Annotated in this window: 7 protein-coding genes; all 7 read left to right on the forward strand. The window is 42.4% G+C overall.

The features are described 5' to 3' along the window. Positions 1–5 precede the first annotated feature (5 nt). On the forward strand, positions 6–1,679 hold the full coding sequence (locus tag ACO1R6_RS19015; RefSeq protein WP_486266660.1) for a fasciclin domain-containing protein: 1,674 nt from the start codon (positions 6–8) through the stop codon (positions 1,677–1,679). A 222-nt stretch (positions 1,680–1,901) separates the two neighbouring features. Then, the gene (locus ACO1R6_RS19020; RefSeq protein ID WP_486266662.1) at positions 1,902–4,736 is read left to right on the forward strand and encodes a SusC/RagA family TonB-linked outer membrane protein; all 2,835 of its coding nucleotides are present in this window, start codon (positions 1,902–1,904) and stop codon (positions 4,734–4,736) included. A gap of 36 nt (positions 4,737–4,772) precedes the next feature. After that, positions 4,773–6,398, forward strand: a complete 1,626-nt coding sequence (locus tag ACO1R6_RS19025; RefSeq protein ID WP_486266663.1) for a RagB/SusD family nutrient uptake outer membrane protein — start codon at positions 4,773–4,775, stop codon at positions 6,396–6,398. Positions 6,399–6,541: 143 nt separating this feature from the next. Beyond that, the gene (locus ACO1R6_RS19030; protein WP_486266665.1) at positions 6,542–7,831 is read left to right on the forward strand and encodes an aminopeptidase P N-terminal domain-containing protein; all 1,290 of its coding nucleotides are present in this window, start codon (positions 6,542–6,544) and stop codon (positions 7,829–7,831) included. A gap of 305 nt (positions 7,832–8,136) precedes the next feature. Then, complete coding sequence (locus ACO1R6_RS19035; RefSeq protein ID WP_486266666.1) at positions 8,137–9,624, forward strand: TolC family protein; 1,488 nt, start codon at positions 8,137–8,139, stop codon at positions 9,622–9,624. A 421-nt stretch (positions 9,625–10,045) separates the two neighbouring features. Then, positions 10,046–11,557: an OmpA family protein gene (locus ACO1R6_RS19040; RefSeq protein WP_486266667.1), complete on the forward strand. Its 1,512-nt coding sequence runs from the start codon at positions 10,046–10,048 to the stop codon at positions 11,555–11,557. Between the two features lie 856 nt (positions 11,558–12,413). Then, on the forward strand, positions 12,414–15,383 hold the full coding sequence (locus ACO1R6_RS19045; RefSeq protein WP_486266668.1) for a M16 family metallopeptidase: 2,970 nt from the start codon (positions 12,414–12,416) through the stop codon (positions 15,381–15,383). Positions 15,384–15,549 lie beyond the last annotated feature (166 nt).

Consider the following 15,549-nt stretch of genomic DNA (forward strand, 5'->3'; position numbering starts at 1 on the left):
ATATCATGAATATACATAAAATATTAAGTTTTGGCACAATAACCAAACTTGCTACCGGAGCCGCTTGCGGTATGTTAATCTGGCTGCAGGCCTGCGTAGATGATCCGGAAGTAAAGGTTTTATACGACGATAACCAGCGCATGATTGTAGATGTTATGCGGGGCGATACTTCTTTAAGCCTGGCGGTAGAGGCTTTGGAAAAGGTCAATTTTGCGAATACCATCAATACCTACGGGCCGTTTACTTTTTTTGCTCCTAATAACCAGGCGTTTAAGAAATACCTGGCCAAAGAAGGTAAGAAAACCATTAGCGAATTAGATACCGACAAGCTACGTTCGGTGGTCCAATACCATATTATAAACAAGAAAAGAAAAGCAACTGAATTTATCGAAGGTACTTTCCCGGATAGCACCGTTAACGGCGATTATTACCAAATGGACTTGTCGGGCGGATTTACCAAAGCCATTATTAACGGCCAAGCTACCGTGTATGAAGCAGGTTTAGAATATTCTAATGGTATTGTGCATAAAATAGATGCCGTGCTGGACCCGCCGGTAAATACCCTTTGGGGCTACCTGGAAAATACGCCAAACTTAAGTATTTTAAAGAAAGGTATGGAGTTAGCCGGCTTACAAGATACCCTGAATACCATCAGATCGATAAACAGAAGGCGGGTATATGAACTACCCGGTGCTCCGGCCAAAAAACGCACGCAATTAACTTTGTTTGCCGTTACCAACGATTTATTTACCGCCGAAGGTATTACAGAAGCTACATTTACCGCAATGGCAGCTACGCCGGCCGGGGTGGCCGAACTCAGAAGGTTAATGGGGTACCATGTTATGCCGGGCGCACCTTACAGCACCTCTTATCTGCCCACTACCGATTACCGCTCTCTGGGAGTAGGACCACGGGAGAAGTACCAGACCCATGAATATGACCAATGGCGGGTATACCGGGGCGCTGGCCCCAATGTGGGTTTTTTAGATGCAAAAATGCTGCCCACCTTAACCCACAATGCTTACATTTTCTACGACAAATTAGCCGCCAATAAGCTCAACAACAAAGCCAATATTAAAAATAACCAGAAAGATATTTTCATTAAAAATGGCCTGGTACAGTACGTTGATAATTTATTGCTGACAAAATCCGGGGCAACTTTAAACACCCCAAGCCTGGATTCTTTCCGGCGGATTCCGATTGTACATGAATTTGAAGACCGTTGGTGGGCCTATGGTGCAGCAGTAAACTCTAACAGCCCCCGCGTTTTTGGTCCCGAAAGAGCTTCTGTTTACCGGCAATCATCCACTTTTGCCTTTATGGTAGCCGATAGTGGCGGCGATTCTATGGTTACGGTAATACCAGGGGTACAATCTGGTAAGTACAGAATTGAGCTTAGCTGGAAAAACGGGGGGAACCGCGCCACCATTACTACGGCAATTGAAGGCGTGGCTACGGCGGGCGGAAACTTAAATATGAATGTAAGCCCCACTTACGAGCAACGCCGGGTTATAGGTGCTACCGATGGCAACCGCGATGCCGTAAACGCCAATATTACTTCTTACACGTTTGCGAAACCAGGCGATAAAAGATTTTCCCTGCGGGCAAATGCCAACAGCGATAATCCGCCTAAATACGAGATGGCGCCGGATGTAATTGTTTTATTTCCTCTTCCTTAGTTAAGAAATAAAAAAGCATACAGGTTTACCAACAGGGTGTGCCCATCAGCAAAAAGCCGGGCATTCTATAACTCTGTTCCAGATACTATTTATTTATAAAAATTTGAATTTAAGTTACATTGTATGAAGCAAATAAAATTACCAGTTATAAGTGGTTTGCTTTTATTTATAATGATTTGTGGCTCCAGTATTGCATTAAATGCCCAATCAAAACCAGATAGCATGGCAACCCCTGTTCCGGACCAGTTAAATACGGATGCGGCAAATTTCCATTACCTTAAAAAAGCAAAGCGCGATGTGTTAGGTGCCGTTAATTATTTAAAAGAACGCACCATACAAGATCAGGCCCCGTTAGCCATCGACCCTTTGTTGCAAGGAAAAGTAGCCGGTTTGCGGGCTACAAGTTTCTCTGGCGCACCGGGTTCCGGGGCATTGGTGCATATCAGGGGTATCTCTACTATTAATGCCGGCAATGCCCCTTTGTATATTGTAGATGGCATTCCGGTTGCCTCTGCGCGGTATAAAAATACCCTTTCTAAATACGCCGACATTAACCCTTTGGCAGATATAAATATTGAAGACATTGAAAGCATAACGGTATTAAAAGATGCGCATGCTACTGCCATTTACGGAGCCAGAGGATCTAATGGGGTAGTTATTATTAAAACTACTACCGGTACAAGTGGTAAAACCTACCTCGATTTTACAGGTTTTACCGGGGTACAAACTATGCCGCGCCAGTTAGATGTTTTAGATGCAAACGGTTACCGCAACTTTATACTAGAGAAAGAAAGATTTGCCGGTGCGGGTGGCCGCGGACTTACCGAGCAGGAAGTTAATGCCCAGTTTCCCGGAATATTTAATCTAAATCCCCAACACCCGGATTTTGCCCGTTATTCAAATAATACCAACTGGCAAGAAGTTATAACCGAGCCCGGAACCATTAATAATGCTAATTTAAAGCTTAAAGGCGGCGATGCTTTGGCTAAATACGCTTTTAATGTGGGCTATTCTAAGCAAAATGGTATTATAACCGATACCAAGTTCGAACGGTTTAATACCCGATTTAACCTCGATTACAAGGTCTCGCGCAAAATGCGGTTTTATAATAGTATCTCCTACACCCGCTCCGACAGAAAAATGCAGGACGAGGGAAATACCTATAATACCAACCCACTTTTACTAAGCACCATTAAAGCGCCGTTTTTAACTACTTTCCGCAAAGACAGGGAAGGCCAGAATTTAGGCCGATTGGATAGTGTAGATTTTTTAGCCCGATCTAATCCCATGGCTTTAATTAATGGTGTAAACAGTATTAACAATACCAACCATATTCTGGGTAATATTTTTACGGAATATGAATTTATTCCGGGCCTTACGGCTAAAATTAACTTAAATGCCGATTATTTTCGGTTAAGAGAAGCCCGGTTTACGCCATCAGTAGGTATTCAGCAAGTTAAAAATGTAGTTCGTTATGCCGCCGAGAATAACAACGTAGATTTATTACTGCAAAACGAAAACACGGTAAACTTTGCCCGTACCTTTAACCAGGTACATGCCATTAACGCCGTAGTAGGCGGAGGATTGATTTTTTTAGAACGCTCAATCAAATCGGCCCGCTCCATTAATTCTCCTTCCGATGAGTTTGTAAGTATTTCCTCTTCCAACACGGCCAATATTGATACAGCCGGTAGCTTAGCGCCCAATTATAAAATGGCTTCGTTTTTTACCAGTTTAAACTATACTTACGCCGATAAATATTTATTTGGTTTAAATGTAAGAGCCGATGGCTCCAGCCGGTTTTCGGAGGATAACCGTTGGGGCTTATTCCCTTCCGTGGCGGCGGCCTGGCGGTTAAGTTCTGAGTCGTTCATGGAAAACAGCAACTTTTTTAATGATTTAAAACTAAGAATGAGTTTGGGCCGCACAGGTAACCACGAAATGGGCGACTATAGTTATAAATCTTTTATTGTGCCAGCCAACAGTAATAATTTTGCCGGCAGCCGGTTAGGTGTACTGGGCGATCCTAATTTAAAATACGAAACCACCACGCAAGTAGACGTAGGTTTTGATGCAGCTATATTAAATGGCCGCTTAAACTTTACCGCCGATTTCTACAAAAAGAAAACCGACAATTTACTTAATTATATATACCTGCCTAATGTGTCTGGTTTTACTAATTACCTCACCAATGGCGGTTCCGTTCAGAATATGGGCGTAGAGTTTGCCACCGAAGGGCAACTGGTAAGCGGCCGTAACTTTAGTTGGGTTACTAATTTTAATGTGGCTTTTAATCGTAATGAGCTGCTTTCTTTACCTAAAAACCAGGATATTGTACAAACCGGTTACGGCGAATTCCAGACCATTAACCGGGTAGGCTACGGCATTGGGGCTTTTTATGGTTACAAAGCTTTAGGTGTTTATGCGTCTGATGCCGAGGTTAATGTTAAAAATGGGGCCGATAATGTTAATCCGTTTAAAGGTGGCGATATTATATTTCAGGATGTAAACAAGGATGGCGTTATTGACGAAAGCGATAAAAAAGTTATTGGTAATTCTAATCCGGATGTTTTTGGCGGCTTTAGCAATGTCTTTGCCTATAAAAATTTCGATTTAAATATTTTCCTCGATTTCTCTTTTGGCAACCAGGTATATAACGGCCAGCGCGCGCGTTTAGAAGCTATGTCGGGTTACGATAACCAATCGGCAGTCATTGAAAACCGGTGGCAACAAGCCGGCGACCAAACCGATATGCCCCGTTTCTCGCACGGCGACCCTACGGGTAATACCCGCTTTTCGAGCCGTTGGGTAGAAGACGCTTCTTATACGCGGGTAAAAGCCCTTACTTTGGGTTACAACATGCCGGCCGGTAAAAGATTTAAATTTGTAAACAGTGCCCGCATTTATTTAACCGCTCAAAATCTTTTAACCTTTACCGATTACAAAGGCTACGATCCCGAAATAGCATCTGTAAGTTTAGGTAATTCTTATGGCGTAGACTATGGTAGCGTGCCGCAGTTGCGCTCCTTTATTCTGGGGGTAAGATTAGGTTTATAGGTAAATTATTCAGGCTAGGTTTAAATTTTTACAGATATGAAAAATATCCTTAATAAAGTTATGTTGGCGTGTGGCGTGGCTACCTTAATTATTGCCCCCGCATGTAATTTTTTAGAGCCCGAAACGAAAGACGTGGTGTTTGAAGAAGAATATTTTAGAAACTACCACGATGCAACCGCCATTGTAAATGGTGCTTACGGCGGCTTACAACAGCTAGTTGAACGAATGTTTGTGCTGGGTGAGGTGCGGGGTGAATTAGTAAAGCCGGGTGCGGGTGCTCCCGAAGAACTAATGCAGGTTTTTGAAAACCGTGTTTTACCAACTAACCGGTATACCGATTGGGGTGGTTATTACGATGTTATTAACCGGACCAATTATGTTTTGGCTAACTTAGGTAAAATAGAAAAGAGCCCGTTTTACACCGAAATTACCGAAGACCAATATATTGGCGAAATGCTTTACCTGCGGTCTTTAATGTATTACCACCTCGTTCGTAATTTTGGTGATGTGCCGCTGGTTTTAAAACCAACTACTGCTGTTGACCAGGACGTAAATTATCCGCGCGTAAGCCAAGGCATTATTTTAGATACTATTGTGGCTAACCTGGATAAAGCCGATAAAATTGCCGTAGAAGATATTACAGAGTTAAACAATAGTTTAGTAGTTACCCGCAACAATACTTTGTCGCGGACCCGAGGGGTAAGAGCGGCTGTAAATGCTTTAAGAACAGAAGTATTATTGTGGCGCTATACTTTTCACCCAACCAAAGCCGGTGATCGCAAGGATTTGGAAGCGGCCGATGCTGCCGCCCAACGCGTGTATGACGATCCCGACCAGTACCAACTACACGGTGATAATAATGCCGCCAACTGGTTTGTGCCATTCCGGACGAAATATCAGAACCGCGAATCTATCTTTGAAATTCCATTTACTTTTGCCAGCCGCGAGTCGCATAACCTGCAGCAATTAACTTCCATTCGGCCCGAAGAGGGCGGAACCGGAGCCGTACTGCCGTCGGATATTGCCTTAAATGGCTGGAAAAAACCTTTTACCACCACCACGTTTAAACATGATGCCCGGCGGGGATTTGGTGCCTCTTACGATAGCATAAGCCCAACCAGATACGAGGTTTATAAATGGGTAGGTTTAGACAGAATCACCCGGACTAAAATTCCTACTGCTCCCCAAGGGTACATTGTAAACCGGGCCGGCCGCACCAAACCTTATGAAAGCGATAAAAACTGGTTTGTATTCAGGTTTGCTAACCTGCATCTAATTCGTGCCGAAATCAGGAATTTATTAGGCGACCGGGCCAGGGCGCTGGAATATTTAAATAATTTGCATAACAACCGCGCAAGTTTAGGCAACTGGCCTAATTTCTCCACCTCAAATCCTAACTCCATTACGCAGGAACAAATGGAAGACGCAATTATGCAAGAGCGCTCCCTCGATTTGGCCTTTGAAGGCCACCGTTTCTATGATTTAATGCGGGTAGCTAAACGCCGGAATAACCCTGCATATTTAGCCGACAAAATAGCCAACCGGGTAGCAGAAACCCACCCCGGAAAAACAGAAATAGTAAGGAGCGCATTAATGAACCCCGCCAATTGGTACATTCCGATAAATGCCAACGAAATCCGGTTAAATCCTTCACTAAGATAAAACGCAGATAAATTAAAATATAAAACAGGGGCGGCTTTTAGTCGCCTTTGCTGTTTGCTGTAAATTGATGGAAATCTATTTACCTTTACAGAAAATTAGTGGGGCTTCGGTAGCAGAAGCTATTTTATTTAAGGTTTTCATATATGAGATATCAGCCAATAGTATCCGATTTATTTATTCAAAACCGGCTACATTTTACCCGGCATTTGCGCAAATGTTCGCTCGCGGTTTTTCAATCTAACGATATAATGCCTACCAACGCCGATGGCACCATGGCCTTCCGGCAAAACAACGATTTATTTTACTTGAGCGGCATTGATCAAGAAGAGAGTATTTTGCTGCTCTTTCCGGATGCCAAAGATGTCCGGAACCAGGAAATTTTATTTATCCGAGAAACCAACGATTTAATTCTGACCTGGGAAGGTTATAAGCTTACCAAAGATCAGGCCCGCCAGATTTCGGGTATTAAAACCATTTACTGGACTTCCGAATTTAAACAGGTATTTAATAGCTTAATGGCCGAAGCCGAGCACGTTTACCTGAATACCAACGAACACCTGCGCGCGGTAGTAGAAGTAGAAACCCGCGATGCCCGCTTTTTAAAATGGTGCCGCGAAACTTACCCTTTACACCAATATATGCGCAGCGCGCCCATTATGCACCAACTACGGGCCGTTAAATCTGATATTGAGGTGGAATTAATTAAAAAAGCTTGCCAGATTACCGAGCAGGGCTTTTTGCGCTTACTTAAATTTATTAAGCCGGGCGTAATGGAATACGAAATAGAGGCCGAACTGGTGCATGAGTTTTTGCGGAATCGCTCCCGGGGGCCGGCGTACAGTTCTATTATTGCCTCTGGGGCTAATGCCTGTATTTTGCACTACGTAGATAATAACCGCGAATGTAAAGATGGGGATGTGGTGCTGATGGATTTTGGAGCCGAGTACGCCAATTATGCCTCCGACCTAACCCGTACCGTGCCTGTAAATGGTACTTTTACACCCCGTCAAAAAGAGGTTTACAACGCGGTGCTGCACGTATTAAAAACTGCCCGCAACATGTTGGTGCCTGGCAATACCCTAGACCAGTACCACGCTTTTGTAGGTACCGTTATGGAAAATGAACTGATTAAACTCGGCTTACTCAATGCCGATGACGTTAAACACCAGGACCCCGACAAACCTTTATATAAAAAATATTTTATGCACGGCACCTCGCATCACCTGGGTTTAGATGTACACGATGTCGGGAATAAATATCGGCCTTTTGAAGCAGGAATGGTGTTTACCTGCGAACCCGGTATCTATATTCGCGAAGAAGGTTTGGGCATCCGGATCGAAAATGATATTCTGGTAACCCACAACGGCCCGGTAGATTTAATGAAAAATATTCCGATAGAAGCCGACGATATAGAAAGGCTCATGAAAAGCTAAGTCCATAACCAGAGCAGGCTAAAACCTGAACGGTATAGAAGTGAATTCTATACCGTTTTTTTGTGCCTTATAACTAGCTTCAGCAGATATTCTAAATTTATTATATCTACAAGATTGCTTCAGAATTGAAATCTATAATTGTATAGAAAATAAAACATTGCTTAATATCCTGAAGCATATTTTGAAACCGGGTTTAAACCGGTTGTAGAAACAAATACTAGGATTGTTTTATTCCTCCAAACATTTTAAAGAATTAGAATATCGGAATATTTTTATTGTTCAGTCGTTAATTAGATGTTAGGGAAATGAATAGATTTTTAGCGGCCTCATTTTATCTTATAATTTTTACCCTTACGGTAAAAACGGCAGTAGGGCAGGCTGTAGATAACATTCGCCTTTATACCCTAAAGGATGTTGTGCAGTTAGCCAAAGAAAATTCTCCGAGTTACCGGTACGCTACGGTTTTGCTCGAAAACCGGACTTGGCAGTATAAAACCTTTAAGGCTAATTTTTTGCCGCAACTAAATTTAAATGGCTATTTACCCGAGTATAATAAAAATATAGTACCGGTTTTGCAGCCTAATGGCAGTATTATTCCCCAGCCTAACCATAGTGCCGCCTCAGCTATGCAATTATCTTTGGGGCAGGAGGTTTGGTTTACCGGCGGCTATATTTCTATTAACAGCAATATTAATCGGTTCGACGATTTTATTGATGGCAGCGACCGAATTCCAAAACGTTATACCGCCATACCGGCAACCATTACTTTTAATCAGCCATTTTTTGGCTATCGCTGGCTTAAATGGGAAAATAAAGTACAGCCCTTGCGGTTTGAGGAAGCCAAGCGCGAATATTGGGAACGGTTAGAAGGAATTGCCGAGGAAGCCACTAGTTATTTTTTTAATTTATTGCTTAGCCAGATTAGTTACCAAATTGCCGAGAAGAATGTAAAAACAAATACTTTATTGTATAAAAATGCGCAGGAACGTTTTGCTAAAGGTACCATGCCCGAAAACGAGCTTTTGCAGATAGAACTCAGCCTGATGAACTCCCGGCAAAATCTGGAGCAGGCTACTTTAGATGTAGAAGGCAGTACTCTGCGGCTTAAAATTTATCTGGGCTTAACCGATGACGATCCTATTACATTACTGCCGCCAACCGAGATACCACAGTTTAAAGTAGACGAAAAATTCGCCTTGGAACAAGCGCATAAAAACCGGCAGCGTATGATTGGGTTTCAGCGAGAGTTAATGGAGGCCGATATGAACATGGCACGGGCTAAAGGCGAAACCGGGATAACTGCGAGTTTATTTGCCTCTTTTGGTCTTACGCAGCAGGCAAAAAGCATTACCGATGTTTACCAGGAACTCTCAGAGCAACAGCGTTTGCGCATTGGGTTTAATATACCGGTTATGGACTGGGGGCGGGCAGCCGGCCGGCTAGGTACGGCTAAGGCAAATCTAGAATTGGTACAAGCCAATGTAGAGCAGCAAAGGGTAAATTTTGATCAGGATATTTACATGAATGTAAAACGGTTTAACGTATTGCGCAACCAAATGACCGTAGCCAAAAGAACCGACGAAATAGCCGAAAAACGGTATACCATTACCCAGGAGCGGTATATGAAAAGCGAAATCGGGATTCTGGATTTGAATGTGGCTACCGAAGAAAGAGATAAAGCTACCCGTAATTACATTAGTGCGTTACGTAATTTTTGGTCGGCTTACTACAACTTGCGGCATATAACATTGTACGATTTTGAGTTAAATGCTCCCATTAGAGTAGAAAATTAAAGCTGGTTTATTTCTTGTTAGTAAGTTTTAATATTTGATTTACAGGGTGGTAGATGAGAATAATAGATACTAATGCCAGTAAAGTTTAATTTGTTATTTTAGAAGAAGTTTATGTTAAAGTTATCCAACAAGAGTAATCTTTCTATATTTGCAGCGGCTATTAAAAAGCCGGTTTTAAAAATTGTTATGACAAAAGTTGAATAATTACAACTTTTAAAAAAAAATATAGTTTATTAAAAGAAAATACTATAAAAACAGCCTTTAAGAATCAGAAAACAAGTTTAACAAATGACTAGCTCTGGCTTCGCAGGAAAAATAACATATAAAGGCAACATTTTTTTATAATTCGGGTATATACGCAAAACCTAATATTTATCTATATTTTATTTAACTTTTAAAGTAATTACACTAAACTACAACTATGAGAAAATTTCTAAACAAAACGGTAGCTATGGCTTTATTGCTAAGTTCCTTTTTGGCAACTACTACCAATGCACAAAACGCCGATAATAAATGGGGAATCTCCGGATTCGGCAGTGTTTATCAATATAAAGGAAACCTCGGTTCTGAGTGGTTTGAATTTGGCGAAGGCAGAACAGGTGGAGGTTTAAGCATTTCACGTTACATTAGCCCTTCTTTTGACTTTGTTGCCAGCTTTAGCGGTGCCCGTATCGACTATAACAACAACGTACAAGGTGGTGTTTATGCTGCCGGCCAACCAAGAAACATGTATTTCAACGGTGAAATGCGCAATGTAATTGGTGCCATTAAACTGAAAATGAACAGTGGCCTTATCCTGAAAGAAGATGCCCGCATTGCTCCTTACTTAATGTTAGGTTATGGTGCTGCATTCTCTGATGTATCAGGTAAAGGTGCGCACGGTATGTTTGGCGACGGACAGCCAGCTAATCGTGGTACTGATGGCGACTTGAGCCACGGTGTTGCTTTTGGCGCCGCTGGTATTAATTTCCGTTTATCTGAGCGGGTTGGTTTATTTGTACAAACCGGCCAGATCTATACTTTCACCGACCAGTACGATGGTTTCAAACGTCCCGGCGACGATCGTCCGGACCGTTTTTTACAACACAACTTCGGTCTTAACTTTGCCTTGGGTAAACCAAAAGATACCGATATGGATGGTGTGCCCGACAGAAAAGACAAATGTCCGGATACCCCAAGTGGCGTAAAAGTTGATGAAAATGGTTGCCCTGTTGACACTGATAAAGATGGTGTGCCAGATTATCAGGATAACTGCCCAGATGTAGCTGGTGTTGCTGCCCTGAATGGTTGCCCAGACCGCGATAACGATGGTGTAGCTGATGCACAAGACCAATGCCCAGACCAAGCTGGTACTGCTGCCCTAAACGGTTGCCCAGATGCAGATGGTGACGGTGTTGCTGACCAAAACGATACTTGCCCTAACACTCCTGCTGGTACCCAAGTAGATGCCAAAGGTTGTCCGTTAGATGCTGATGGCGACGGTGTAGCCGATGCCTTAGACAAATGCCCAGATACGCCAGCCGGTACCCAAGTAGATGCTAATGGTTGCCCATTACGTAAACCAATCCCAAGAGGCGTAGGTCGTGGTACATTAAAAGATACTACTTACATCCAGTTCGAATTCGACAAAGCAGTATTGCGTAAAGTATCTTTCAAAACCTTAGACCAAATTGTTCGGTTCCTGAAAGCTAACCCAGAATTTGATGTGAACATTTCTGGTCACGCCGATGCTACCGGTACCGACGAATACAACCAGGCCCTTTCTGAAAGAAGAGCTGCTGCTGTGGCCCGTTACTTAACTGCCAGAGGCAGATTAAACAGAGACCGCGTAACAACTGTTGGTTACGGCGAATCGCAACCACGGTCGACTAACGATACCGCTGCGGGCAGAGCCCTTAACCGCCGCGCTCAAGTTGAGTTAGTTGTAGAATAACTTTAAAATTTTAAACCTGAGGTCACATGGCCTCAGGTTTTTTTAATTAAAAGCGCTACCAGCTTAATGCTGGTAGCGCTTTTGTTTTATATAATTTTTAGAATAGGTACCAAATTTAGCCTAAAGCATTTAGTTGATACCCAATAGTAAATATTAGATTGCCTAGCAGCCAGTAAATGTTTTCGCTACATGTTATACTGTTTAGAATATTCTCACTGCTTTGGAAAACAAATAATTAACCCGCACTGGTATTGGCCTCTAATGCTTTTAGGCAGAAGTTCCTTCACAAGAACGCCTGTGAATAGGTCCATTTGTAGCTGTAAACTATCGGAGAGCTTTTATACTTGCTGGTATTATACCGGATAGTAAAAAATACCTTCCAAAAGGGAAATACAAATTATTCCCTTCCACCAGTCATTCCCGGCAGGAATTTTCTGCCTGGAAAGCGTAACAGGCAAACGCCTAGTTCTGTTTATTACCGGTTTATCCATCCCACGCAGAAGTTTCTTTTGAAATTCTTCGAATTCTACAGAACGACCGGTGGGGAAGCTATTTGCCAGGCTGCTATGGAATACACTTTTTACTATTTGGTATTAAATAGCTGGTTAACATTTAATAATTGACGCTTCTAAAAAATTAGATAATACCATTTTCTTAATTCTAGATAACTAAGCAGCAAAGTAAATTCTGTAGGCCATTCTTTTTCTATCTGTTATTTATTATATTGTTGTTATGGTAGTTAAGGTCGTTTATCTGGATGAACATTTCGCACCTTTCATCCCCTTAAACACGTCGCTTCCTTTTTTTTCTTTATACTTTTTTAAAGTAGTTGACGCATATCAAATAAGATACCGCCATGAGAAAAGGCAAGCAATGTTATATCCAAAGTAATTTCCGCTTTATCATTTTAGCGCTGGTATTTCCTTTAATACAATGCCAAAGTACAAAGCAAGGCCAAACTGCCGCTAATGTTCCCCTAAATAGCCCCCCAGCAGCCAAAACCTATCCTTACGCGGCAGTTAACAACAATTTATTGCAGGCCCGGGTTTATAAACTAGACAATGGCTTAACGGTATATTTGAGTGATAACAAAGATGCGCCGCGTATCCAGGCGTTTGTAGCCGTACGGGCCGGCAGCAAATACGACCCCGCAACTGCTACCGGTGTGGCCCATTACCTTGAGCACATACTATTTAAGGGGACCTCTCGCCTGGGTACCAAAAATTACTACCAGGAAAAAATTGAACTCGATAAAATTGAGCAGCTCTTTGAAACTTACCGCGCCGAGAAAGACCCAGCTAAACGCAAAAAAATATACCACCAGATAGACAGCCTGTCGGGCGTAGCGGCTACTTATATCATCCCGAACGAATACAAAACACTCGTGAGCCGGATAGGGACCTCATTGGTGAATGCCTATACCAGCTTGGAGCAGACCGTTTACACGAGTGAAATACCCGCCAACCAACTGGAAAAATGGGCCATGATTGAGGCAGAGCGCTTTCGCGAAATGGTTCCTCGTACCTTTCATACTGAGTTAGAAGCCGTATTTGAAGAGAAAAACCGGTCTGAGGACGATGATGCCCGCCGGATGTTTCAGGAGTTGATGAGCGCCATGTACCCGGAGCATCCTTACGGCCAGCAAACCACCATTGGTACCACCGAACATCTGAAAAACCCTTCTATAACGGCCATTAAAAAGTTTTTTGCCGACTACTACGTACCCAACAATATGGCGCTGTGCTTAAGCGGTGACTTAGATATGGATAGTACAATTAAAATAATTGATAAATATTTCGGGAAGTTGCCGCCCAAACCTTTACCCGAAAATAAAACGGTGCCATTACCGCCCATTACCCAGCCCGTGGTAAAAGAAATAACTGGCCCTTATACTACCAGCCTGCTGCTGGGCTTCCGTTTTCCGGGCGGAAATACCCGCGAGGCGCTGGTTCTTAAAATGATAAATAAAATATTATATAACGGCCAGGCCGGCCTATTCGACCAGAATCTGCGCCGGAATAAGGCGGTGTTAAATGCTTATGCCTTTGATTATCCTTTAAACGAATATGCAGTGCACGTAATTGGGGGCAGCCCCCGGCGTGGCCAGAAGCTGGAAGAGGTAAAAGACCTGCTCCTGGAGCAAATAGAAGTGGTTAAACAAGGTAAGTTCGAAGACTGGCTTCTGCCGGCTATTGCCAATAACATGGTCATTGAGCAGATGGAAGCCTATAATACAAATAAATCGCGGGTAAATGTTTTCTTGAATGCTTTTATTGCCGGCCGTGATTTAGCTGATTATATAAAACAATGGGAGGATTTTGGCCAGATTACCAAACAAGAGGTAATGGCAGTAGCAAACAAATATTACGGCCAGAATTACGCCGTTATTTACAAGCGCAAAGGCGAAACACCCCTGATAGAAGCAGTAGCAAAACCAGCCATTACTGCCCTGAATACTGACCTGGAAGCCCAATCTGATTTTTTTAAAGAAGTAATGGCTTTGCCCACTACATCAATTAATCCTGTTTTCCTGGATTATAAAAAGGAATTAACAGAACTAAAAATAAACCAGGAAGTATCGCTTTATTACAAGCAAAATCAGGAAAACGGGTTGTTTAGCCTAGAGTTGGTTTGGGATAAAGCCGATAACCCGCTTTTTGAACTGGGCTTTTTAGAAACAGATAATGATTTTAGCCGGCACATGCAGCAAGAATTGTATAAACTAGGCTGCCGCATATTCCGGCTCACCGTTATTGGTATGGATGTGAAGTTAAGTTTATCCGGCCTGGATGCCAATTTTGCGCCTGCATTGGCTTTATTTCAAAATTACCTGCAGCATAGCAAAGTAAACAAAGAAGATTTAGCCCGAAGCGTGGCCGATTTCCTGAAAGAACGGGAAAACTATAAAATAACGCGAACTTTTATCAACGCCGGAATAGGTGACTATGTCAAATACGGCCCTAGAAATCCTTTTAATAATGAGCTTTCTGATAAAGTGCTTAAAAATATTACACCCACTGAGATGGAAGCTATCCGGCAAAGCCGGCTCCGGTATAAACATGCTTTGGTATATTATGGGCCTCGCGCTGCTACAGAAGTGGTTGCTTTGTTAAACAGTTATTATAAAACCCCCAGCCCCTATAAGTATAAGCCACATACGTCGCCCAGCCGCTACCAAATACAAGCACTAAAAGAACCCAAGGTTTATTTTGTAGATGTTAACTCGGTACAAGCTGAAGTCTATTTTATTTCGCGCCCCTTAGTGTACGATAAAAGCCGGGAACCAGCCATTGCGCTTTATAACCAATATTTTGGCGAAGGAATGAGCTCTGTTTTTTACCAGGAATTGCGGGATGCCAGAGGCTTGGCGTATGCTACCAGTTCTGCTTATGGTAGTACCAAGTTTAAAGAGCAAAACGATTACATTTATTCTTACATGGGTACCCAGCCCGATAAATTGCCGGAAGCACTGGCCGCCATGCAAAACCTGCTTAACCAAGACTTACCTTATAGCCAAACTAATTTTAACGCGGCCAAAGAAAACATTCGTAATTATATTGCCTCGCAGCGTATTACCCGCAACGAAGTATTATACAATTATATTGCTGGCAAACGTTTGGGTTTAGATTACGATATCCGGCAGGATATTTACGAAAAGATAGAAGCGCTGACGCCACAAGATATTCAGCAGTTTCACCAGCAATACGTAAAAGGTAAGAACCCTATTTTGGTGGTAATCGGCTCGCGTAAAGCTATAGATTTTAAAGTGCTCCAAAAATACGGGAAGGTGCAGGAATTAACGCTAAAGGATATTTATGGTTATTAATTCTCTTAAGAATTAATATTTCGTTAGAGTTCAGGAAACCTCCTTTTATCAGTCCTGATAAATTTCTTTATCAGCTACTGTTAAAAGAAAATTAAAGGAATAAAAAGTGTAAAAAGAAATCAGCGGGCAAGTTTTAGTAGCAAGGTCAATAACCACAATAAACAAA

Source organism: Adhaeribacter sp., from assembly GCF_057359045.1.